Below are 22,066 nucleotides of genomic sequence, written 5' to 3'. Positions count from 1 at the left end.
AGGAGAGTCCCACACATGACCAAAGCCGTTATGTCCGCCCTGATCCGCCCGCTGGTGGAGCCGCGTCTGCCCGATTGGGTCGAGCCCCTGTGGTTCATGAGCAAGGAAGAGGCGCTGAAATTCGCGCCCGAAGCGGAAATCGGCTGGTTCGATCTGAACGAGAAAGAGCCAATGGCAGAAATCGCGCGCGCCGCGACGAATTTGAAATGGCTCAATTCGATCTACGCCGGGCTCGATTTCATGCCGCTCGACCTGCTGGCGGAGCGCGGGACGGTCGTGACGAACGGCGTCGGCATCAACGCCATCACCATCGCCGAATATGTCGTCATGCTGATGCTGGCCCATGCCAAGGGCTACCGCGAGGTCGTACGCGCACAGGAACGCCATGAATGGCTGCTCGACAGCCCGGGCAAGCGCGAACTCTCGGGCGAGCGGGTGCTGTTGCTCGGCATGGGCGCGATCGGCAGCCTCGTGAAGACCCGCCTCGAGGCCTTCGACATGTCCGTGGTGCCCGTGCGCCGTTCGGGCGGCGAGGGCGCGCTGCGTCCCGGCGAATGGCGCGAAAAGCTGGGCGAATTCGACTGGGTGGTGCTCGCCGTGCCCTCTACCGACGAGACCAAGGGCATGATCGGAGCCGCGGAACTTGCCGCCATGCGCCCCAATGCCGTGCTGGTGAACATCGCGCGCGGGGACGTGGTCGAACAGGACGCGCTGGTCGAGGCGCTCAAGGCAAAGACCATCGAGGCGGCGCTGCTCGACGTGACCGACCCCGAGCCGCTGCCCGAAGACCACCCGCTGTGGGAACTGCAGAATGCGCAGGTCACCATGCACCTGTCGGGCCGCGCGCAGACGAAGATGTTCCAGCGCAGCGCCGACAGGTTCGTCGAAAATCTCGAACGGTGGCAGAAGGGCGAACCGGTCCAGCCGCAGATGGACCTTGCCGCCGGGTACTGATCAGGCGTCTTCGAGCAGCAGCAACTCGCACTGGACCAGCAGGCGCGGGTCGGGGACCATGCGGTGCTCGACCTCGCTCACGCCGGCATCAGCGACGAGCTGGCCCGCAATCGCGAACTCGTGATCGGGCAGTTCGGCGACGAACCGCTCGCCCGCTTCCACCGCCTCGTCTCCAGCAAACAGCAGGGCGAGGCTGTGGCGCGTGCCGGCAAAGGTGATGCTGGCCCAGGCTTTTTCCGTGTGGGTGAGGACCTGTCCGCGATGATCGCACAGATCCATCAGCGCATCGCGCAGCCGGTCGGCGGCAGTGCGGCGCGGGCGGATGCGCTGGCGTTTGGGTGGGGCGCACTCAGCCGACATGGGCCACCTCCCGCGCAGCTTCGCCGCGACCGGCCTCGAAACCCGTCATGAAACCGCGAATGCGCGCTTCGGTCCCGCTGCGCGGTTCGCGCCCCATGCGCAGGTCGAGCACGAAGCGCGGATCATGCGCCGCGAGCCGCCCGAACTTGGTCGGCGGCATGTCATGGGCGCGAAGGAATTTCTCGATGGACCGGATCAGCATGCGAAGGCTCCCCAAATAGCTGAACTGACAGGCGAATCGCTCGCCGTGTTCCTATTTCGTTCCACCCCAAATCCTACTTGTCTAGGAAAAATCCTATGCTATAGGAATTTTCCCGCATCGCTCTCCGGCGAGGCGCGGAAATGCGCCGGTGACGAAGGTTGGCAGGGAGTTAAGGCATGGCAGACGGGATGAGCGAAGATCGCGCCAGGCTGGTCGAACTGGCCGAACGCAACCGCACGAGCCTGGCCGCTCTTTCCTCTATGTTGGGGCGCAATCCCAGCTACTTGCAGCAATTCGTGCGCAAGGGCAGTCCGCGCCGACTGGAAGAGCAGGACCGTCATCGCCTTGCCGAATTCTTCGGAGTGAGCGAGGTCGAACTGGGGGCCGATCCCGACCTCGCTCGTCCGCGCGAATCGGACGACTTTCTTGCCGTACCAAGGCTTGCTTTGGATGCCTCGGCGGGGCCTGGCGCAGTATCGGCGGAGGAAATTTCCTTCGACAGCTTCCGCTTTTCGCGCCGGTGGCTGCGCGAAATGGGGCTGGAAGGTGCGGACCTGTCCGCCATCCGCGTGGAAGGCGACAGCATGGAACCGGTCCTTCGCAGTGGTGACGAGATCTTCGTCGACCGCAACAAGCGCGCGGGCGAGGGTATCCATGTCGTTCGCATCGGCGATGCTCTGCACGTAAAGCAGGTGCAGGTCAGCGCTGCGGACCGCATCAAGCTGATCAGTGCGAACGATGCCTATGCGCCGGTCGAACTCGCGCGTCACGAGGTGGAAGTGATCGGCCGCGTGGTTTGGAAGGGCGGGCGAATCTAGCCGCTTGGGAGGTCGTGCTGGACCAACCCGCCGCATCGGTGGCACACTGCCGCGCGGAGGAGGATGTCCATGCCCACTATCCGGACCATCGCGACCCTGGCTGCGGCCTTGACGCTCACCACCCCGCTCAGCGCGGCGATTTACATCAAGATTCCCGACATCGACGGCGAGAGTGGGCGCGCAACGCCCGGCGTCGAACCCGACGAGATCGACGTGAAGATGGCCGATGACGGTGCGCAGACGAAGGATTCGGGCGAGGCGCATCTCGATTACCTGACCATCACACTCAGTCCGCGTGCCGGCGGCCGCGAAGTGACCCATGTCGTGCAGCAGGGCGGCGCAGGCACTGCAGATGCGCCCCCCGGCCCGATACACTGGAGCGCCGAGGGCGTTCCCCTGCGTGCCGGTGTCTCGGAACGCCTGCGCCACAAGGATCGTGCGACGACGGCCGAGCCGGCCCCGCGCGATACCGCCACCGGCATGGCAACGGGCAAACGGCAGCATCGACCCGTTACCCTGAAACCGATGGAGAAGGGCTCACGCATCATGGTGCCGGCCTCGAACGGGCCGGGAACCCTGACTTTCGCAGGGCGGTTTGATGGCTGCACCCAAGGTGCCAGCTACCCGCACGTCCTGATCGGCGATGATGAGGGAGGCGGGGAAGCGAAGCTGACCGGCGTGACCATCGCCAGCTGCGCGGCGGAAGAGGTCACGCTGAATTACGAGAAGATCACTTATTGATCGCTTGTGGCCCGGCTTGACAGGATTGCGCGCCGGGCGCAGCACCTGGTCATGGCCCGAACGATCGCCACCACTGTCCTGCAAGCGGCCCGCCCGATAACGGCGGCGACTGTTTGCGCGCCTGTGTGCTGATCCTTCCGGTCCCAAGCCACAGACACCAGCCAGACCCCGCCCGACCGGCGGGGTTTTTCGTGCCGGTCGGGCGCAACTCCCGAAAAGGATTGCCCCGATGACCGCCTTCACCACGGAAACCGATTTCTCGCATCTTGCCGACCGCGTGCTGGATACTAGCCTGCCGCGTGCCGAATGGACGCACGAGGCGCATTTCGCGCTGGCGCTGGAGATATTGCGCCATCGCCCCGGCCTTGCAGGCGGCGAGAGTTTCCGCACCATCATCACCCGGCTGAACGAGGCTCATGGCACGCCCAACACCGACAGTTCGGGATATCACCATACGATCACGCTCGCTTCGCTACACGCGACGGAGCGCTTGCTGGATACTCGACGCGGCGCGCAACTGGCCGAGGTCCTGCGCGACCTGATGTCAGGCCCGCTCGGCCGGTCGGACTGGATCCTCGCCCACTGGTCGCGTGACCGCCTTTTCTCGGTCGATGCGCGGCGGGACTGGGTGGAACCCGACCTCGCACCGCTCCTGTAGGGCGCGCTATTCTTCCTCGATCCGCACCATCACATGGGCATAGGGCGTGCCGCGCCACATGACATAGACCGGGTCCTTCGGATCGGTCGACAGCCCTGCCATCATGGCGGGATCGGGGAAAATCAGCATCATGTGCGGCCCGTCCTTGATCCACTCGTTGTCAGCGGTCGGCTCGGTCGCCATCGGGTCGATATTGCTGGTGCCGGGCGCGGTGCCTTCACCGGCCAGCATGTAGGACACACCGAATTTCTTCGGCGTATAGGGTTCGCCCTTCATGAAGCCCGCAATGAAGGCGTCCCATTCGGCATCGTTGCAGCGCGGCCCCATGGTGGGCGCCTGCGGGTAGCAGGTGTAGCCATTGCTGCCTTCGCGCAGCAGCGTGCCGTCGTTGTTGCGCACGCTCGCATTGTCGGTGACCGAGGCCGGGGCGGCGCTCAGCGCATCGGCGATCAGCGCGTCGGTGTCGGCGGACTGGGCGGCCAGCGGCGTAGCGCCGCCGGTGACGAGGGCAATCATCGACAGTGTCTTGAAAACTCGCATGTCTTACCTCCTTGCGAGAGGCGACCCGTGCGACCATTCGCGCATCATAGCGCTTGGGAGCGGCAATTGCCACCGGAAGGCCGCGGCAGGCCGTGCCGCGCGCGCTTGCATTCGTGGCGGCAGGCCGCCATTTCATGCGCCATGAACGACAAGCCCATGCCCCCGATGAGAGCCGGTATCGTCCCGGTCACCCCGCTCCAGCAGAACTGTTCGCTGATCTGGTGCACCAAGACCAACAAGGGCGCGCTGGTCGACCCGGGCGGCGATCTCGACAAGCTCAAGGCCGCGGTCGCCAAGACCGGGGTGGAGCTGGAAAAGATCCTCATCACCCACGGCCATATCGACCATTGCGGCGAGGCGGGCATCCTGGCCAAGGAACTCGGCCTGCCGATCGAGGGGCCGCACGAAGGCGACCGCTTCTGGATCAGCCGCCTCGACGAGGACGGTGCGCGTTACGGGGTGAACGGGCAGGTGTTCGAACCCGATCGCTGGCTGGAAGACGGCGACAAGGTCACCATCGGCGAGCTGGAGCTGGAAGTCATCCATTGCCCCGGCCACACGCCCGGCCACGTGGTGTTCTTTCACCGGCCGAGCAAGTTCGCCATCGTCGGCGACGTCCTGTTCCAGGGCAGCATCGGGCGCACCGATTTCCCGATGGGCAACCACCAGGACCTGATCGACGCCATCACCCAGAAGCTGTGGCCGCTGGGCAATGACGTGACCTTCATTCCCGGTCATGGTCCCACCAGCACCTTCGGGCAGGAACGCAAGACCAACGCTTTCGTCAGCGATTACGCGCTGGGTTAGAGCACCCGCATCGCGATCAGCGCGGCAACCACCGCCAGCCCCAGCAGGGTCAGCATGGTGATGATCACGCCGATGCTGCGTCCGCGCGCGAACTTGCCGCCATCCATTCCCAGACCGTGGGCGATTCGGCCCAGCATGTAGATGGCGCTGACGATCGAAAGCCAGCTGCCGCCCTTGCCGGCCAGTTCGATGGCCGCGATCAGCACGAGCACGAAGACCGTGTTTTCCACGAAATTGAGCTGTGCCCGCATCCGCGCGGTCAGCGGTCCGCCGGCATCGTCGCCGATCGAAACCTTGTGCTTCACGCGCATCTGCCCGACCCGCATGGCGAGCCAGAAGTTGATGATGGCCGCGGCTGCGGCGGCAGTCAGCGTTACGGGTAGAATAATGCCCATGCGATCCCTCCCTTGCGATCTCTCTGGCGAACCCTATCTCGGGCTATAGAGATGGGCCCCCGGTGGCAATGCGGGCGCCGCGATTGCGCACAGCGCTTGCGCGGACGCGAAAAATCGCTATAGCGCGCGCCTTCACCGCCACGGTCGGGAAGTTTCGGGTTCACGCACTCTTGTGCGCTGCCGGACCTTCCACTAGGGCGGCCACCGAAATTGATTGTAATTGTTTGAGGAACAGGTGCCGCCATGGCCGTCCCCAAGAGGAAAGTATCGCCCCACCGCCGCGGCAACCGTCGTGCGCACGATTCGCTCAAGGTCGAGGCTCATCACGAGTGCTCGAACTGTGGTGAACTCAAGCGTCCGCACAACCTGTGCCCGCACTGCGGTTACTACAACGGGCGTGAAGTCATCGCCGTCGGTCTTTAAGACCACAGCTGAAAGCCGGAGAACGTCATGAGTTTGCCGCGTATCGCTATCGACGCGATGGGCGGGGACGAAGGCGTTCGCACCATGATCGAAGGCGCCGCGCTTGCGCGTAGGCGCCACGATCGATTCAAGTTCCTTCTGGTCGGCGACGAAACCCGCATCAAGGCGGCGCTCGAAACGCACCCGGGAATGTCCGGCGCTTCGGAAATCCTGCATTGCGACGACGTGGTCGCCGGTGACGAGCTGCCCAGCCGCGCGCTGCGCCGTGCCAAGACCACCAGCATGGGCCTGGCCGTCGACGCGGTGAAGCGCGGCGAGGCCGGCGCTGCCGTGTCCGCCGGCAACACCGGCGCACTGATGGCGATGAGCAAGCTGGCCCTGCGCACCATGCCCGGCCTCGACCGTCCGGCGCTGGCGGCGCTGCTGCCCACGCTCGGCGAAAACGACGTCATCATGCTCGACCTCGGCGCAAACCGCGATTGCGATGCGCGCAACCTCGTCCAGTTCGCCATCATGGGCGCGGCCTATTCGCGCATCGTCACCGGGCGCGAACGCCCGCGCGTGCGCCTGCTGAATATCGGCACGGAAGAGACCAAGGGCACCGAGGATATCCAGGCTGCCGCCGACGCGCTGCGCGCGGCCGACAATCTGGCGATGGATTTTGCCGGCTATGTCGAAGCCGACAAGATCAACCGCGGCGAATGCGACGTGGTCGTGTGCGACGGCTTCTCCGGGAATATCGCGCTCAAGGCGATCGAGGGCGCGGCACGCTTCGTGACCGACCTCTTGCGCCAGGCCTTCACTTCCAGCATCCGGTCCAAGGTCGGCTTCCTCGTGTCGCGCCCCGCGACCGAACTGCTGAAGCACCATCTGGACCCGAACAACCACAATGGCGCGGTCTTCCTCGGCCTCAACGGCGTGGTCGTGAAAAGCCACGGCAGCGCGAATGCCAAGGGCGTCGCCAATGCGGTGGAAGTCGCCGCCCGCCTGCTGGAGGACGACATCACCAACCGCATCGCCAACGATCTGTGCAAGATCGACACGCAGGGCTTCAACGGAAAATGATCCGCGCGGTCATCACCGGCAGCGGAAGCGCGCTGCCCGCGAACTGCGTGACCAATGCCGACCTGGCCGAGCGTGTGGATACCAGCGACGAGTGGATCGTCGAGCGAACCGGCATCCGCCAGCGCTACATCGCCGCCGAAGGCGAGACGACCTCGACCCTCGCAACGCAGGCCGCGCGCCGCGCGATCGAGGATGCAGGTGTGGACGCTGCGGAGATCGGTCTCATCGTGCTCGCCACTGCGACGCCGGACCACACCTTCCCCGCCACCGCCACGCAGGTGCAGAACGCCCTTGGCTGCAATGGCTGCGTCGCTTTCGACGTGCAGGCCGTGTGCTCGGGCTTTCTATACGCGCTGGGGACTGCCGAATCGCTCCTGCGGACCGGCATGGCGAAAAAGGCGCTGGTCATCGGCGCGGAAACCTTCAGCCGCATCCTCGACTGGGAAGACCGCACCACCTGCGTCCTGTTCGGCGACGGGGCAGGCGCTGTCGTGCTCGAGGCACGCGACGTTGCCGAAGACGGTCCGGGTATCCTGTCCACCAAGCTGCATGCCGACGGCGCGCATTGCGACCTGCTCTATGTCGATGGCGGGCCCTCCACCACGGGCGAGGTCGGCAAATTGCGCATGAAGGGCCGCGAGGTCTTCCGCCATGCGGTCGTGAACCTTGCCGACGTGCTGCGCGAAGTGCTGGTCGATGCAGGGGCGCAAGCTGCCGATATCGACTGGGTCGTGCCGCACCAAGCCAATGCCCGCATCCTCGATGCGACCGCGCGCAAGCTCGACCTGCCGGCCGAAAAGGTCGTGGTGACGGTTGATCAGCACGCCAACACCTCTGCCGCCTCGGTGCCGCTCGCCTTCGACGTCGCCCGCCGCGACGGCCGGATCAAGGAAGGCGATCTGGTCATGTTCGAGGCGATGGGCGGCGGCTTCACATGGGGTGCCTCGCTCGCCCGCATGTAGGCGATGAAACATTTGTTTCATTCGGTTGTGAAACTCGCCGCAATACAGTATGTTGGATATCTAGAATCGAACCCCAGGGTCGCGTCTGGGAGAGTGAGATGGATATGATGCGCTCGGTGGGAACACTGACCCGCGCCGACCTGGCAGAGACTATCAATCGGAAAATGGGACTTAGCCGGGCGGAATCGCTGGACCTTGTCGAACAGGTTCTCGGCAAGATGACCGATGCGCTGGTGCGCGGTGAAAACGTCAAGATTTCCGGTTTTGGCAGCTTCGTGCTGCGCGACAAGAAGGAACGGATCGGTCGTAACCCCAAGACGGGCGTCGAAGTGCCGATCACGCCGCGCCGCGTGATGACTTTCCGGGCAAGCCAGCTCCTGAAGGATCGCGTCGCGAACGGATGACTGCTAAGGGGTCGTGATGGCGGAATTCGACGACCACAAGGACGACGGCGCACTGCGCACCATTGGCGAGGTTGCCAAGGCAACCGGCATCAAGACGCATGTTCTGCGCTATTGGGAACAGCAGTTCCCGAGCCTCAAGCCCCTGAAACGCTCCGGCGGCCGCCGCTATTACCGCGCGGAAGATGTCGCCTTGGTCGAACGGATCGACTGGCTGGTCAACCGCGAAGGCTATACGCTGAAAGGCGCCAAGGCTGCCCTGCGCGGTGCTCCCGAAGCTGAAAGCGCCCCGGTGGTGCAGGCCCAGCCCCCGGCAGGTGCCGATGCGATCCTGCCGCGCCTCAAGGCCATCCGCGACGACCTGAAGGCCGCGCTTTCCGCCTAGGCGCGCAGTCTAGGTCGCAAGGCCGAGCAGCAGTCCTCCACCGGCGCAGACCGCGAGAGTTCGCGGCACGCTCCAGCCCAGCTTGAAGATCAGGACTCCGGCGACCAGCGCCAGCGAGCCTGCGCGCCAGTCAAAACTGGCCCGTTCCGGCACGAGCACCCGCAACGGTCCGGCCGCCCCGTCGCCCACGCGCGCGAACAGGACATGGAGCGCGAACCACACGGTGAGATTGGCGATCACCCCGACAATGGCCGCGGTTACGCCTGCCAGCGCGCCCTTCAGCCGCACCGCATCGCGCATCCGGTCGATCCACGGAGCAAAGGCGAAGATCCACAGGAGGCAGGGCGCGAAGGTGACCCAGGTGGTCAGCCCTGCGCCGATCAGCCCTGCGACGAATGGACTGAAAGGCTCGGGTGCCCTGAAGGCGGCGAGATAGCCTACGAACTGGGTGACGAGGATTAGCGGGCCCGGCGTGGTCTCCGCAAGGCCGAGGCCGTCGGCCATCTCGCCCGGCTGCAGCCAGCCGAAACCGGTCACCGCTTCCTGCGCCATGTAGGCGAGCACCGCATAGGCCCCGCCGAATGTCACCACGGCCAGCTGCGAAAAGAACATCGCGATGTCCCACAGGCGGTGCTCGCGGCCGAGGCCGATGGCGATGGCAATGATCGGCGCGGCCCAGATCGCGCCCCAGATTAGCACGGCCCTTGCCGTTGCCTTCCACGGGCGGGGGCCACGCTCCCCCGCTGCCGCCGCAGGCTTGAGCGCCAGCCAGCCGGGCCGCTTCCATGCGGCCAAAGCGCCGGCGGCACCTGCCAGTAGGACGACCAGCGGGAAAGGCAGCGCAAACAGGAACAGGCCGGCAAAGGCCATAATGGCAAGCGCGCGCTTGAACCCCGTGTCGAGCGACCGCCCCGCAATTCGCAGCAGCGCCTGCGCGACGATGGCAAGGACTGCCGCCTTGATGCCGAGGAAGAGCGCCTCGAACCAGGCAAGGTCGGCCGCGACAGCGTAGAGCGCGGATAGCAGCAGGACGATCAGGGCGCCCGGGATGACGAACAGCGTGCCCGCGACCACGCCGCCGCGCCAGCCGTGCAGCCGCCAGCCGATCCACGTCGCCAGCTGCTGCGCTTCGGGACCGGGCAGGAGGTGGCAGAAATTGAGCCCGTTGAGGAAATCCTCCTCGCCGACCCACTTGCGCTCGTCCACCAACTCGCGGTGCATCAGCGCGATCTGTCCCGCAGGCCCGCCGAAGCTCAGCAGGCCGATGCGCGCGAACACCCGCGTGGCTTCGGCAAAACTCGGGGAGGCCAGTTGCATGAAGCCTCGCTCAATCAGGCTGGATCAATCGGACGGTATTAGCGTCAATTCGGTCTGCCGCCCATCTAGGAAACGCACACGCTCCCCGTCGAACCAGGCGTCTTCCTCGGACCGGAAATCGACCCGTTGGCCGCCCCATTCGGGCACCTTGTGGTAATTGGTCAGCTCGATCGACCACGTAGTCCCGGCCTGCACCGGGAAGGCGCCGCGCGGATCGCCGTTCTGGTTGTCCCAGAAACCGATGGCCGTGCCTGCCCCGTGCCCGTGAAAGCCGATGGGATGCGAATAGATCGACGGGTCCAGCCCTTCGGACAGCGCCTTGGCGCGGGCGCGGGCGAGCACTTCGTTACCGCTCAGCCCGGCCTCGAAGGATTCGAGCAATAGGTCCTGCACTCGGTTGGTCGCCTTGAGCCCCGCCACGAGGCCCGCAGTTGCCCGCGTCTCGCCCGGCTTCAGGACATAGGCGAGGTGCTGGGTATCGGTGTTGAGACGCAGATAGGTAATGCCGAAATCGGTCCATAGCAGGTCGCCCGGCTGGATGACCTCGCTTCCCCGCAGCATTCCTTCGCGTCCCTGTCGCTGGATGCCGACCGAGGGGTGGAACCAGGGCGTGAGGCCCAGTTCGGCGAGCTTTTCGCGGTACCACCACTGCACCTCCTCGACGCTGGTTTTGCCCGGCGTGATGACCTCGCGGGAAAAGGCGGTGCCGATGATCGAATGCGCGATCCGCACGATGCCGGGGTAAATTTCCAGTTCGCGCGGGGTACGGCTTTCGAGCCAACGGATCGACAGCGCTTCGCCGGACACGATCCGGTTCTCGTAACCCTCCGGCAGCGCCTCGGTGAAAGCGCGGTACTGGCTCAGCGTCATGCCGTCGCCAAAAGCGGTCAGGTCGGAGAAATTGACCGCGATTTTCGCCGGGTCACGCTTGGAGATGATCTCGGCCACGGCCTGCCACTGGTCTGGCTGGCTTTCAGGCGACCAGGAGGCTTCGAACAGGTCGGCAAGTCCATAGCGGCTCACCGTCAGGCGCTCGACCGGCTGGCCGTCACCCGGATCGTGGAAGACGAGGATCGTGCGACGGCGCGCATGCATGCTCTCGGCATCGAGCATGGTGGCGGTCACCGGATCCTCGAAATATTCGCGCGACATCAACAGCCAGAAATCCACCCCTTGCTCGCGCATGATGGCCGGGATCACTGTCTCCAGCCGCTCGGCGAGGATTTCGTCGATCACCGCGGCCCTGTCTCTTTGGGGAAGGATAACCGGCAGTTCTGGGCGCGCGAGTTCAGTCGCCGTCATGGGAAGCAGGGGGGGCTCGACGCCAGAGGCTACGGCCGGGCACGCCAATCCGGCACCCGTCACGGCAAGGATCCAGGAGCGATCAATTTTCAGCATATTTCTTCCACATGAAACGGATCGTGTGTGCCTGAAAGGCGGGTCCGTAAATTATCTAGGCCACAGCGGCGCCAAACAGTTTTCCGACCAGTGCGGTGACGACCATCGCCATCGCACCCCAGAACACGACCCTGACTACCGAGGGCACTACCGGCGCCCCGCCTGCCTTGGCACCCAGCGCCCCAAGGACTGCAAGGCATACGAGCGAAGCAGCGGCCACGGCCACCACCATTGATGCAAGCGGTGCGAAGGGCACCACAAGAAGCGGTGCGGCAGCGCCTGCGATGAAGGTGAGAGCGGAAGCTATCGCCGCCTGGAGCGGGCGAGCCGTGCTGATATCAGAAATGCCAAGTTCGTCGCGTGCATGCGCAGTCAAGGCATCATGCGCCATCATCTGCCGGGCGACTTCCTTCGCTGTCGTGGCGTCGACGCCGCGCGCCTCGTAAACCGATGCCAATTCCGCGTGTTCGAATTCCGGGTCGCTTGCCAGTTCTTTCCTTTCCCGTGCGAGGTCGGCCTTCTCCGTGTCGGCCTGCGAACTGACCGAAACATACTCGCCTGCGGCCATCGACATCGCGCCGGCAAACAGCGAAGCCATGCCCGCAATAAGGATCTCGCTTCGCCCCGCACTGGCTGCAGCGACGCCGACGATCAGGCTTGCTGTCGAAACGATGCCATCATTGGCTCCCATGACGGCGGCGCGCAGCCAGCCGATGCGAGAAGTTGCGTGGCTTTCGGTATGTGTCTTCAGTCTGGTCATCTCTCTGTCCTCCCACAACGCAGGACGAGCGGGCAGACTATTCCGCCGCCAGCAATTCCTCTGCTCCGCCGAGGTCCACGCTGACGAGGCGGCTGATGCCTTTCTCGATCATGGTGACGCCGAACAGGCGGTGCATGCGGCTCATCGTGACCGCATTGTGCGTGACGATCAGGTAGCGCGTGTCGGTTTCCTTCACCATCGCGTCGAGCAGGTCGCAGAAGCGGTCGATATTCGCATCGTCCAGCGGCGCGTCGACTTCGTCCAGCACGCAGATCGGGGCCGGGTTGGTAAGGAACAGCGCGAAGATCAGCGCGGTCGCGGTCAGCGCCTGTTCGCCGCCCGACAGCAGGGTCAGCGACTGGAGGCGCTTGCCCGGCGGCTGCGCGAAGATTTCGAGGCCGGCTTCCAGCGGATCGTCGCTGTCGATAAGCGCAAGATGCGCCTCGCCGCCTTCGAACAGGCGGGTGAAGAGATGCTTGAAGTGGTCGTTGACCCGCTCGAACGCCTCGCGCAGCCGCTCGCGACCTTCGCGGTTGAGGCTACCGATCGATCCGCGCAGCCGGTTGACCGCCTCGCGCAGTTCCTCCTGTTCGGCCGCGTTGGAGCCGTGCTCGCTCTCGATCCGCTCCAACTCTTCGGCAGCGACGAGGTTGACCGGGCCGATGCGCTCGCGGCTGGCGGTGAGCCGGTCCATTTCTTCCGCCTCCGCCTCGGCGGATTTGACCGCGGTTTCGTCGAATTCGAACTTGGTCGGCAGAAGCGGCGGGGGCGACTGGAAGCGTTCGCCCGAAATGCGCGCCATCTCGATGCGGCGGCCGTCTTCGTTCTCCGCCCGTGCAACCAAGCCGGCGCGGTTTTCGCGGGCGGCGGCGAGTGCCTCGTTGGCCGAGGCGAAGCCGCGTTCGGCCTCCTGCGCCCGCTCGTTGGCTGCAGCGACGGCGGCCTCGGCCTCGGCCAGTTCGCGTCCCAGCCGCTCGCGCACCTGGTCGCCCTGTTCGATCTCGCGCATCAGGCCTTCGGGCTTGGCGGCGTATACGGCGCGCTCTTCCTCGATTTCCTCGAAGCGGCGGGCCATGTCGGACAGGCGTCGGGCAGCTTCGCCCGAACGCGCCTGCCAGTTCGCCATATCGGAGCGCTGGGCACTGGTGCGTTCGCGCGAGACGGCAAGGCCCTGGTCGTGCGCTGCGAGTTCGGCGGCACGGGCCTGCAGTGCGGCGCGGGCCGCTTCGTTCTTCGCGCGGGCTGCTTCGAGCGAGGCGCGGCCTGCTTCGGGATCGGGCAGGGCGCTGCGCTTCGCCTCGGCAGAGGCAAGATCGGTCCTCGCCGAAGCGACGAGTTCGGCGTGCTCGCCCTCTGCCCGTTCGAGTTCGGCGAGGCGCGCAGCGATGCGTTCGCGAGCGGCTTCCGCCTGGTCGAGAGCGCGCAGCGCCTGACGCTCCCTATCGGCGGCTCCGGCAAGCTCGCGCTCGGCCGCGATCAGCTCGCGCTGGAGGTTCGAGAGTTCCTCGCTCGCGCTTGCCTGCGCGCTTTCTGCGGCTTCCAGCGCGGCCTGCAATGAGGGCAGCTGCGCATCCAGTTCGGCAAAGCGGTTGTCGGCTTCCAGGCGGGCAGCTTCCGCCGCGCCTTCGCCGCGCACGACAAGGCCGTCCCAGCGGCGCAGGTGCCCGGCCATGGTGACGAGGCTTTCGCCCGGTGCAAGGCTGCGTCCGTCATCGCTTTCGGCCACGTGGACGAGGGCGAGGCGGGCGCGCAATTCGGCGGGGCAGGCATCGAGATGGTCGGCAAGGCTGTGGGCCACCTTCTTCGGCGCATCGGCCCCGGTCCAGTAGCGCCCTTCCGCGCCTTCTTCCGGCAGGCCGAGCAGCGCCTTGCCGTCGCGGCCCAGTGCGGCGGCAGCGGCGCGTTCATAACCCTTGGCCGCGCGCACGCCGTCGATCGCCTGCTGGCGGCCGGAGCGTTTGGCCGCGGCCCTCTCGCGCGCCTCGCGGTCGCGCAGCAGGGCGGTGTGTTCCCGCTCCACGCCCGAAAGTTCGGCGCGGGCGCTGGAGAGCGCGCTGGCTGCCTCGTCCCTTGCCGCCTGCAGTTCCGCCTTGCGAGCCTGCATGGCTTCAAGGGCAGTACGCTGCTGTTCGAGCGAGGCGGTCGCGTCCTGCGCGCCCTGCTTCGCACGTTCGAGCGCACCGTGGACGTCCTCTCCGGCGAGCGCGCCGCGCTGGTCGGCCATGCGGCGACCTTCGGCTTCCACGCGCTCGAGCCGTAGCCTGGCCTGCGCGATTTCGGCCTCGACCACGCGCCATTCGGCTTCGACACCCGCATTGTCTGCGGTGGCCTTGGCGAGCGCAAGTTCGGCGGTCCGGCTGGCGCGTTCTGCATCCTCGCTCTGTGCGACGAGGGCGGGGCGGCGTTCCTCGTTGGCGGCGAGGTCTTTCTCGCTGGCGGCCAGTTCCTTTTCCAGCCGGGCGAGCGCCTCGGCGGCATCCTTGGTCAGCCGGTCGGCATCGCCGCGGTCTTCCTCGAGCCGCTTCTTCTGCCGTTCGAGGTCGGCGAGGCGCTGTTCGGCGGCTTCCAGCTGGCTGGTGAGCGCCGCCATGCGGTGGCCGTGGGCGCTGGCATCATCGCGGCGGTCGGCCTGCTCCTCGCGCGCTTCTGCAAGGGCTTCGGCGGCGGCGCGCTGGGCCTTCTGGGCCTCGTCGGCGGCAGCCTGCGCCTGCGCGACGCGGGTCTCTGCCTCTCCGGCGGCTTTCTTGGCGGCTTCGGCAGCAGCGGCGGCATCGCGCCAGCGTGCAAAGACCAGCCGTGCTTCCGCCGATTTGATCTCGTCGGACAGCTTCTTGTAGCGTTCCGCCTGCTTGGCCTGGCGGCGCAGCGAAGCGATCTGGCTGTCGAGGCCCGCCATGAGGTCTTCGAGCCGCGCGAGGTTGGTTTCGGTCTGCCGCAGCTTGCTTTCGGCATCCTTGCGCCGGACGTGGAGGCCGGCGATGCCCGCCGCCTCTTCCAGCATCATGCGCCGTTCCTGTGGCTTGGCGGCAATGACCTGTGCGATCTTGCCCTGGCTGACGAGGGCCGGGCTGTGCGCACCGGTCGCCGCGTCGGCAAAGGTCAGCGCGACGTCCTTGGCGCGCACGTCCTTGCCGTTGACGCGGTAGGCGCTGCCCGCACCGCGTTCGATGCGGCGAATGACTTCGAGCTCGTCGCCGTCGTCACTTTCTGCCGATAGCTGGACTTCGGCGAAGTCGCGCGGCGGGCGCGTGGCGGTGCCGGCGAAGATCACGTCTTCCATCCCGCCCGAGCGCATGGACTTGGGCGAGTTTTCGCCCATTACCCAGCGGATCGCTTCGAGCAGGTTGGACTTGCCGCAGCCGTTCGGGCCGACGACGCCGGTCAGGCCGGGTTCGATGCGCAGGGTGGACGGCTCGACGAAGCTCTTGAAACCGCTCAACCTGAGCTGTTTGATGAGCATCGCCGTATCGCCCCCCTGCCTCGGCCCTTACCTGGCGCCGGCGCGCTGCAGGATGGGTTCGAGCGCGGCCCACTGGTTTTCCTCGATACGGTTGCCGTTGAGGAAGAAGGTGGGCGTGCCGGTGACCTTGGCCGCATCGGCTGCGGCGCGCGAGGTATTGGCCATCTCTTCGATCTTGGCCGTGTCGGCGAGGCAGCTGCGCGCCTGGTCGGCCGACAGTCCGCGCGAGGCGAAGAAGTCGATCAGGCCCGCGCCCTGTGCCAACAGCAGGAAGCGCTGTTCCGGCGGGGCGGCCATGGCGGATTCGTAAGCGCCGCTGGCCTGCAGGGCTTCACCGAAGCTCGGCAGGGCGGCCCATGCCTGGTCGGACAGGGCGTGGAAGCTTTCCGGTGCGCCGCACTGGGCCAGCGCCGAAATTGTCACGTCCAGCGGATCGCGCAGCAGCGGGCGGATTTCGTAGCTGACGACGCCGGTGCTGACGTAATCCTGCTGGAGCGGGGCCGAGCCGGTTTCCGCAAAATAGGCGCAGGCGCCGCAGGTGTGGCTGGCGAATTCCACCAGCTTGATCGGGGCATCGGGATTGCCGATGACGAAGCCGCCTTCCGCGGTCTTGCTGGCAGTTTCGAGCCAGCTCGATCCTTCGGGCGCGGGAATGGCGGCGATGGGTTCGCCTTCGAGGGCGCCGACTTCCGCTTCCCCGGCATCGCCGCCACAGGCGGCAAGCGCGAGTGCGAGGGGGGCTGCAAGGGCGAAACGCAGGCTGGTCTTCATCGGATTCCTCTCGAGTGGATGAAAAAGGCTAGGCTAGGGTCCGGCGCAGGTGAAGCGCCACGGAGGCGGTGTCCACAGGGCTGTCCCCGGTAAAGGCAACCCCGCGGTTGCCCTGATCACTTGCGGAACAGGGCGTCGAGATGCGGCTGGAGCGATTTCCAGTCATGCGCGTCGAGCTGTTCGCCGCCCATGAAAAAGGTAGGTGTGCCGCGCAGGCCGAATTTCTGGATATCGGCCTGGCTCTGCGCGGCGATGGCCTGCGCGCGCGTCTCGTCGGTCAGGCATTTGTCGACCTCGATGCGCGAATAGCCGCGGCCTTCCATGATCTCGTAAAAGTCGAGATCGCTGGCGATGGCCTGCGCGCGAGAGCCGAAGCTGCCGAAATTCCAGCGCGCCATCTGCGCCTGCGTCATACTGCGCGCCTTGGCCATCCAGTCAGCATATTTGCCGATCAGTGCGGCATGGTTGGCAAAGAAATTGTTCGCCGGGCCGCACTGTGCGGCCAATGCGGCGGTGAGATCCACGGGGTCGCGGATCAGGTGGCGCACTTCGAAGGCGACCTTGCCGCTGGGCACGTAGAGGAGTTTGATCGCTCCTTCGCCGCTGCGCGCGAAATCGGCGCAGTGCGAGCATGTGTAGCTCATGAATTCGACCAGCCGCGCATCCGCTTCCGGATTGCCGAGCAGGTGCCCGCCGGCGGTTTCGGTGATGACGCTGCTCCAGTTGCCGTTCTTCGGCTTGGCGACAGCGGGCTTGTCCTGCGCGGCGGCGGGGGCGGCTGAAAGAGTGGCGGCAATGGCGAGGAATGCGGGCGCTACGAGCCGGGCGGGAATTTTCACGTCAATCGGTTCCGTTCTCATCCTGCGATCCGAGGCCGCGCGCCAGCGATTCGAGCACTGCGCGCAGTTCCGGGTCGCCAATATCGCGCAGGCTGTCACCCAGTTCCATAGGAATCGGCTTCAGCGAAGGCGGGGCCTTGGCCTTCTGCCTGCCTTCGGGAGGCTTAACCGCACCTTGCCGCAGCTTGATGCGGGCGACGGCGCGATAGCCGAAGAACCGGTTCACCCGCTCGATGATTTCCGGCAGCACCTGCTGGATCAGCGGCGCATGGGCGGGCTTCACCACCAGTTCGAGAATGCCTTCCGACTTCTCGCCGGGGGGAAAGCGGATCATTTCCGGCGTGCAGACCAGCGAATGCGTATCGCCCACGATCTCGGGCCAGCGGCTGACGATCGACGACTGGACGAAGCCGAAACGGCGGAAGGCGGGGCGGCCGATCTGCGGCATCAGGTCGGAAATCGCCTTCGCTTGTCCTCCGCGCGGCCGTTCATAAGGGCGCGCTGCCTTTTTCGGCTTCGGCGTCTTTTTGCCTACCGCTTCGCTGCTTGAGGCAGGGGTTTCGGGCTTGTCGCTTTCCATGACGGCGGCGCTCATGCCATAGGCGGGCCGTGGCCGCCAGCATCTCCGATACGCTTCTCGACTGGTACGACGCGCATGCCCGCGACCTGCCGTGGCGCGCGCCGCCCGGTGCGCCGCCGCCCGATCCCTATCGCGTCTGGCTGTCCGAGGTCATGCTGCAGCAGACCACAGTTGCTGCGGTGAAGCCCTATTTCGAGGCATTTGCCAGCCGATGGCCGGATGTGCAGGCGCTCGCCGCAGCGCCGGAAGAGGACGTCATGGCGGCATGGGCGGGGCTGGGATACTATTCGCGGGCGCGCAATCTCGTGAAGGCGGCAAAGGCCGTGGCCGAACTGGGCGCTTTCCCTGCGGACGAGGAGGCCTTGCGCAAGCTGCCCGGCCTCGGTGCCTATACGGCCGCCGCAGTCGCTGCGATCGCGTTCGGCCAACGCGCCGTGGTGGTCGATGCCAATGTCGAGCGTGTCGTATCGCGCCTCTTCGCCATCGCCGATCCCCTGCCGGGCTCGCGCAAGCAGATCCGCGAGCGAACCGACGAGATCACGCCGGAAGAACGCGCGGGCGATTTCGCGCAGGCGATGATGGATCTCGGCTCCGGCCTTTGCACCGTGCGCGATCCCAAGTGCCTTCTGTGCCCCCTGTCGCACACCTGCGCCGCGCGGGCCGAGGGAGAGCCGGCGCGCTATCCGGTCAAGGCGTCGAAGAAGGCCAAGCCGCTGCGTCAGGGCCAGGCATACTGGATAGAGCGCGAAGGGCAGGTCTGGCTGGTTCGGCGCGAAGGCACCGGCATGCTGGGCGGAATGCGCGCGCTACCGGACGACGGCTGGTCAGCTCGCGGCGACGGTGCGGGGAATGCCATCGGCGAGGCGCTTGGCCTCGTGCGGCACGGCTTCACCCATTTCGAGCTAGAACTGTCCGTCCTCCGGATAGAGGAAACCTTGGGCGCGGGTGAATGGTGGCCGATCGACAGGCTCGAGGATGCGGGCCTGCCGACGCTCTTCGCCAAGGCTGCGCGGCTGGCGCTAGCCTAGATGATCCCGCCGCCCAACGACAGGCGGACCACTGCGATCAGCATCACCACGATGCAGAAGTTGCGGCCCGCATTGCTGGAAGACAGCTGGCCCAGCACCACGCCGATCACGATCAGCGGCAGTGCAATCCAGTTGGCCCAGCCGAGCAGGGGGATGGTCGCCGGGATCACGATCACCAGCGAGACGATTCCGAAGATGAAGGAGAGGAGGTTCAGCATGTGTCCTATATGGGTAAGTCACCTGCGGATTGCAATAGTTTCGATTCGCAATTGACCGTTCAGGATCGCTTGCCCAAAACGGCGCGCGCACCAGGTTTCGAGAGGAATTACATGGCCTACCGCGATTTCGATACGTCCCCGCTTTCCCGCCGTTCGCTGCTGAGGGGCGGCGCATGGATGACTGCCGGTGCGGCCATGTCCGGCCTGCCGTTGGGCAGCGCGGCGATGGCACAGGGCGCGGCAGCGCGGTGGCCTTCGGTATCCTCGATGGTCAACAAGTACGTGGCGGAAGGCAAGGTCGCCAACATGGCCGCAGCGCTCGGCTGGGGCGACAAGGACCCGCTGCTGATTGCCAAGGGCACGCTGGTGCTGGGCGGCGCGACGCCGGTCGACATGGACAGCCTCTATCGCATCTATTCCATGACCAAGCCGGTCACCGGCATGGCGACGATGATGCTGATCGACGAGGGCAAGCTGGGTCTCGACCAGCCGCTCGCCGAAGTGCTGCCAGCCTTCTCGAACATGAAGGTGCAGAAGACCTATGACGGGTCGGTCACCGATCTCGTGCCGGCAGAACGCCCGATCACCATTCGCCAGCTGCTCACCCACACGGCAGGTCTTGGCTATTCGATCATCCAGAAGGGCCCGATCCGCGATCTGTACGTCAAATACGGCGTCGTCCCGGGACAGGTCACGCGCCTTCCGATCCCCGGCCTTGGCCGTGAGGAGGCGATCCGCGGGCTGGACAAGTTCGCCAACAACCTCGCGCAGCTGCCGCTGGTCCTCCAGCCCGGCACCAAATGGAGCTATTCGGTCAGCCTCGACCTGCTCGGGCGCGTGATCGAGGTCGCCAGCGGCATGTCTTTCGACGAGTACCTGCGTACGCAGATCTTCGAGCCGAGCGGGATGAACAGCACCTACTTCCGCGTGCCGAAGAGCGAAGTGGGCCGCTTCACGACCAATTACGGGATAATGGGCGGCATGCCGCTTCCGCTCGATCCGGCTCCGGCCTCGATCTATCTCGACGATCCGGCTTTCCCCTTCGGCGGGGCCGGTCTTGTTTCCAGTCCGCGCGATTACGACCGCTTCCTCAAGATGCTGCTCGGCTACGGCACTATCGACGGCAAGCGCGTGATGAGCGAGGCGGCGGTCAGGATGGGCACGTCGAACCTGCTGCCCGAAACCGCCTCGACCAAGGGGACCTGGGTCGAAGGGCAGGGCTTCGGCGCCGGTGGCCGCGTTTCGAACGGTGCCTATGGCTGGGGCGGTGCGGCCGGAACGGTTGCCTTCGTCAGCCACGAGGCGAACCTGCGCGCCAGCCTTTATACCCAGTACATGCCGTCCGAGGCCTATCCGATCCATGCCGGTTTCCCTGAGGCGGTGATGAAGGACCTTGCCGCCATGACGGGGGCGTAAGCACCCATGCTGTCCTTCACCGGCTCGCGTCTCGACCGTGCCGACCACGTGCGCGCCGATCCCGAGCGGCTGGCCGGTTACATGAACTGGAAGGCGCGGCTGCTCGCGCTCGACGGGCTGATGCCCTCGGTCGGCGACGATGGCCGCCTCGTGTGGGGCACGCTGGCAGATGCGGCGGAAGATGCGGAGCTGGTGTTCCTCGGCCTCGATGAGGGCAAGGCCTGCTTTGCTTCCGTGCCGCCGCGCGGCGATGCCTCTCCGCGCATGGCCAACCCGGCGCTGTGGTCGCTCATGGCGACGCTCCAGCCCGACGATCTGGCGCTCTATGGCGGCGCGCGCAGCATCGTCGACTGGCACGCACGGCACCGCTTCTGCGCCCAGTGCGGCGGCGACACGAAGATCGCCAAGGGTGGCTGGCAACGTGACTGCACCGCTTGCGGGGCAAGCCACTTCCCGCGCACCGACCCGGTCACGATCATGCTGGTAGAACACGAGGGCCGGCTGATGTTGGGCCGCGGCCTCGGCTGGCCGGAAGGACGCTTTTCGGCGCTCGCAGGCTTCGTCGAGCCGGGCGAGAGTATCGAGGAAGGCGTTGCGCGCGAGGTATTCGAGGAAAGCGGCGTGCGCGTCCGCGACGTCAGCTACATCGCCAGCCAGCCATGGCCGTTCCCCAGCCAGCTGATGATCGGCTGCCATGCCCATGCCGATGACGATGCACTGACCATCGACGAGACCGAGATGGCCGAGATCATCTGGTTCACGCGCGAAGAGGTGACTGCGGCGCTGAAAGGCGAGGGGCCCTTCGTCGCGCCGCCGCCCCATGCTATTGCGTATCATCTCATGCAGTGGTGGATTTCGCGATGACCCAGCCCCGGAAGATGACCATCGACATCTGGTCCGACGTGATGTGCCCCTGGTGCCTCGTCGGCTGGGGCAATCTCTCGCAGGCGCTGGAGGCACTGGAAGGCGAGATCGAGGCAGAAGTGCGCTGGCACGCTTTCGAGCTCAATCCCGACATGGCCGAGGAGGGGGAAGAGCGCACGGCGCATATCGCCCGCAAGTACGGCCGCACCATCGAACAGTCGAAGGCCGTGCAGGGCCAGATGCGCGCAGCTGCCGAAGCGGCGCGCGTATCGCTCGATTACGAGGGCGAGGAACCTGCGCCCGATGCGATGATGTGGAACACCTTCGCCGCCCACCGCCTGCTCACCTGGGCAGGCGAGACGCTCGGCCCCGAGAAGCAGACGCAGCTCAAGCTTGCCCTGTTCAAGGCGCACTTCAACGAGCGCCGCCGCATCGGGGAGAGCGAGATCCTGCTCGACGTTGCCGAAAGCGTGGGGATCGACCGCGAAGCTGCCGCAGCCGCGCTCGACGACGAGGAAGTGGCGCGCAAGACCCGCGCGGAAGAACGCGCCGCCTGGGATATGAACATCTCGGGCGTCCCCGCGATGATCCTCGAAGGCCGGTTCATCGTGCCTGGGGCCCAGCCGCCCGAGGCCTATGCCAATGCTTTGCGCCGGGTGGCGGAGAAGACGGCAGCGGCCTGAACGCGCGCTTCGCGTTAAGAC

26 protein-coding genes are annotated in these 22,066 nt (G+C 66.0%); 14 read left to right on the top strand and 12 right to left on the bottom strand.

Annotation, left to right across the window (positions count from 1 at the left end; genetic code table 11):
• Positions 1-15: 15 nt before the first annotated feature.
• Complete coding sequence (locus LC083_RS02165) at positions 16-954, top strand: D-2-hydroxyacid dehydrogenase (protein ID WP_226698999.1); 939 nt, start codon at positions 16-18, stop codon at positions 952-954.
• On the opposite strand, the gene LC083_RS02160 is transcribed toward LC083_RS02165, so the two are convergent.
• Both LC083_RS02160 and LC083_RS02155 read right to left on the bottom strand, forming a co-directional pair.
• Entirely contained in the window at positions 955-1,314 is a 360-nt protein-coding gene (locus tag LC083_RS02160; RefSeq protein ID WP_226698998.1) for a hypothetical protein, read from the bottom strand.
• Entirely contained in the window at positions 1,304-1,516 is a 213-nt protein-coding gene (locus LC083_RS02155; RefSeq protein ID WP_224830861.1) for a hypothetical protein, read from the bottom strand. Before LC083_RS02155 ends, LC083_RS02160 begins: the two co-directional genes overlap by 11 nt.
• A 176-nt stretch (positions 1,517-1,692) precedes the next feature.
• Here LC083_RS02155 and LC083_RS02150 point away from each other — a divergent pair, with 176 nt between their 5' ends.
• The 3 genes from LC083_RS02150 (at position 1,693) to LC083_RS02140 (ending at position 3,733) form a co-directional block, all read left to right on the top strand.
• Positions 1,693-2,334 (top strand): helix-turn-helix transcriptional regulator, encoded by a 642-nt coding sequence (locus tag LC083_RS02150; RefSeq protein ID WP_226698997.1) that lies wholly within the window; start codon positions 1,693-1,695, stop codon positions 2,332-2,334.
• Between the two features lie 69 nt (positions 2,335-2,403).
• Positions 2,404-3,075 carry a hypothetical protein gene (locus tag LC083_RS02145; RefSeq protein ID WP_226698996.1) on the top strand — a complete coding sequence of 224 codons (672 nt, stop codon included), beginning with the start codon at positions 2,404-2,406 and terminating at the stop codon, positions 3,073-3,075.
• 229 nt (positions 3,076-3,304) lie between these two features.
• The gene (locus tag LC083_RS02140; protein WP_226698995.1) at positions 3,305-3,733 is read left to right on the top strand and encodes a hypothetical protein; all 429 of its coding nucleotides are present in this window, start codon (positions 3,305-3,307) and stop codon (positions 3,731-3,733) included.
• A gap of 6 nt (positions 3,734-3,739) precedes the next feature.
• On the opposite strand, the gene LC083_RS02135 is transcribed toward LC083_RS02140, so the two are convergent.
• Complete coding sequence (locus LC083_RS02135) at positions 3,740-4,273, bottom strand: hypothetical protein (protein ID WP_226698994.1); 534 nt, start codon at positions 4,271-4,273, stop codon at positions 3,740-3,742.
• Between the two features lie 165 nt (positions 4,274-4,438).
• Here LC083_RS02135 and LC083_RS02130 point away from each other — a divergent pair, with 165 nt between their 5' ends.
• Entirely contained in the window at positions 4,439-5,080 is a 642-nt protein-coding gene (locus tag LC083_RS02130; RefSeq protein ID WP_226700000.1) for an MBL fold metallo-hydrolase, read from the top strand.
• On the opposite strand, the gene LC083_RS02125 is transcribed toward LC083_RS02130, so the two are convergent.
• A complete protein-coding gene (locus LC083_RS02125; RefSeq protein ID WP_199800439.1) occupies positions 5,077-5,475 on the bottom strand; it encodes an MAPEG family protein in 399 nt (132 codons plus the stop codon). The genes LC083_RS02130 and LC083_RS02125 overlap by 4 nt on opposite strands.
• 243 nt (positions 5,476-5,718) lie before the next feature.
• Here LC083_RS02125 and rpmF point away from each other — a divergent pair, with 243 nt between their 5' ends.
• The 5 genes from rpmF (at position 5,719) to LC083_RS02100 (ending at position 8,711) form a co-directional block, all read left to right on the top strand.
• A complete protein-coding gene (gene rpmF, locus LC083_RS02120) occupies positions 5,719-5,898 on the top strand; it encodes a 50S ribosomal protein L32 (RefSeq protein WP_160607606.1) in 180 nt (59 codons plus the stop codon).
• A 27-nt stretch (positions 5,899-5,925) separates the two neighbouring features.
• Positions 5,926-6,963 carry a phosphate acyltransferase PlsX gene (gene plsX, locus LC083_RS02115; protein ID WP_226698993.1) on the top strand — a complete coding sequence of 346 codons (1,038 nt, stop codon included), beginning with the start codon at positions 5,926-5,928 and terminating at the stop codon, positions 6,961-6,963.
• Positions 6,960-7,925, top strand: coding sequence for a beta-ketoacyl-ACP synthase III (locus tag LC083_RS02110; protein ID WP_226698992.1), 966 nt, complete (start codon positions 6,960-6,962; stop codon positions 7,923-7,925). The genes plsX and LC083_RS02110 overlap by 4 nt, the downstream gene beginning before the upstream one ends.
• A gap of 104 nt (positions 7,926-8,029) precedes the next feature.
• A complete protein-coding gene (locus LC083_RS02105; protein WP_199800526.1) occupies positions 8,030-8,329 on the top strand; it encodes an integration host factor subunit alpha in 300 nt (99 codons plus the stop codon).
• Between the two features lie 16 nt (positions 8,330-8,345).
• On the top strand, positions 8,346-8,711 hold the full coding sequence (locus tag LC083_RS02100; RefSeq protein WP_226698991.1) for a MerR family transcriptional regulator: 366 nt from the start codon (positions 8,346-8,348) through the stop codon (positions 8,709-8,711).
• A gap of 9 nt (positions 8,712-8,720) precedes the next feature.
• On the opposite strand, the gene chrA is transcribed toward LC083_RS02100, so the two are convergent.
• The 7 genes from chrA to LC083_RS02065 form a co-directional block, all read right to left on the bottom strand.
• Complete coding sequence (gene chrA / locus LC083_RS02095; RefSeq protein ID WP_226698990.1) at positions 8,721-10,028, bottom strand: chromate efflux transporter; 1,308 nt, start codon at positions 10,026-10,028, stop codon at positions 8,721-8,723.
• 24 nt (positions 10,029-10,052) lie between these two features.
• On the bottom strand, positions 10,053-11,264 hold the full coding sequence (locus LC083_RS02090) for a M24 family metallopeptidase (RefSeq protein WP_226698989.1): 1,212 nt from the start codon (positions 11,262-11,264) through the stop codon (positions 10,053-10,055).
• Positions 11,265-11,481: 217 nt separating this feature from the next.
• The gene (locus LC083_RS02085; RefSeq protein WP_226698988.1) at positions 11,482-12,186 is read right to left on the bottom strand and encodes a VIT family protein; all 705 of its coding nucleotides are present in this window, start codon (positions 12,184-12,186) and stop codon (positions 11,482-11,484) included.
• A gap of 37 nt (positions 12,187-12,223) precedes the next feature.
• Positions 12,224-15,646, bottom strand: coding sequence for a chromosome segregation SMC family protein (locus tag LC083_RS02080; RefSeq protein ID WP_226698987.1), 3,423 nt, complete (start codon positions 15,644-15,646; stop codon positions 12,224-12,226).
• A gap of 27 nt (positions 15,647-15,673) precedes the next feature.
• Positions 15,674-16,417 (bottom strand): thioredoxin domain-containing protein, encoded by a 744-nt coding sequence (locus tag LC083_RS02075; RefSeq protein ID WP_160607599.1) that lies wholly within the window; start codon positions 16,415-16,417, stop codon positions 15,674-15,676.
• Positions 16,418-16,533: 116 nt separating this feature from the next.
• Entirely contained in the window at positions 16,534-17,256 is a 723-nt protein-coding gene (locus LC083_RS02070; RefSeq protein ID WP_226698986.1) for a thioredoxin domain-containing protein, read from the bottom strand.
• A gap of 1 nt (position 17,257) precedes the next feature.
• Positions 17,258-17,851, bottom strand: a complete 594-nt coding sequence (locus LC083_RS02065) for a DUF721 domain-containing protein (protein ID WP_226698985.1) — start codon at positions 17,849-17,851, stop codon at positions 17,258-17,260.
• Positions 17,852-17,865: 14 nt separating this feature from the next.
• Between LC083_RS02065 and mutY the strand changes: the two genes are divergently transcribed.
• On the top strand, positions 17,866-18,864 hold the full coding sequence (mutY, locus tag LC083_RS02060) for an A/G-specific adenine glycosylase (RefSeq protein WP_226698984.1): 999 nt from the start codon (positions 17,866-17,868) through the stop codon (positions 18,862-18,864).
• Here mutY and LC083_RS02055 read toward each other — a convergent pair.
• Positions 18,861-19,082: a hypothetical protein gene (locus LC083_RS02055; RefSeq protein ID WP_160607595.1), complete on the bottom strand. Its 222-nt coding sequence runs from the start codon at positions 19,080-19,082 to the stop codon at positions 18,861-18,863. The two genes, mutY and LC083_RS02055, sit on opposite strands and share 4 nt — an antisense overlap.
• Positions 19,083-19,193: 111 nt before the next feature.
• Between LC083_RS02055 and LC083_RS02050 the strand changes: the two genes are divergently transcribed.
• The 3 genes from LC083_RS02050 to LC083_RS02040 are packed head-to-tail and all read left to right on the top strand — an operon-like array spanning position 19,194 to position 22,045.
• Positions 19,194-20,498, top strand: a complete 1,305-nt coding sequence (locus LC083_RS02050; RefSeq protein WP_226698983.1) for a serine hydrolase domain-containing protein — start codon at positions 19,194-19,196, stop codon at positions 20,496-20,498.
• 6 nt (positions 20,499-20,504) lie between these two features.
• The gene (gene nudC, locus LC083_RS02045; RefSeq protein ID WP_226698982.1) at positions 20,505-21,362 is read left to right on the top strand and encodes an NAD(+) diphosphatase; all 858 of its coding nucleotides are present in this window, start codon (positions 20,505-20,507) and stop codon (positions 21,360-21,362) included.
• The gene (locus LC083_RS02040) at positions 21,359-22,045 is read left to right on the top strand and encodes a DsbA family oxidoreductase (protein ID WP_226698981.1); all 687 of its coding nucleotides are present in this window, start codon (positions 21,359-21,361) and stop codon (positions 22,043-22,045) included. Before nudC ends, LC083_RS02040 begins: the two co-directional genes overlap by 4 nt.
• The last annotated feature ends 21 nt before the right edge of the window (positions 22,046-22,066 follow it).

Origin of the sequence: Qipengyuania gaetbuli (assembly GCF_020524765.1) — a bacterium.
Lineage (GTDB): Bacteria > Pseudomonadota > Alphaproteobacteria > Sphingomonadales > Sphingomonadaceae > Qipengyuania > Qipengyuania gaetbuli_A.
This window is presented reverse-complemented; position numbering and strand designations above follow the sequence as displayed.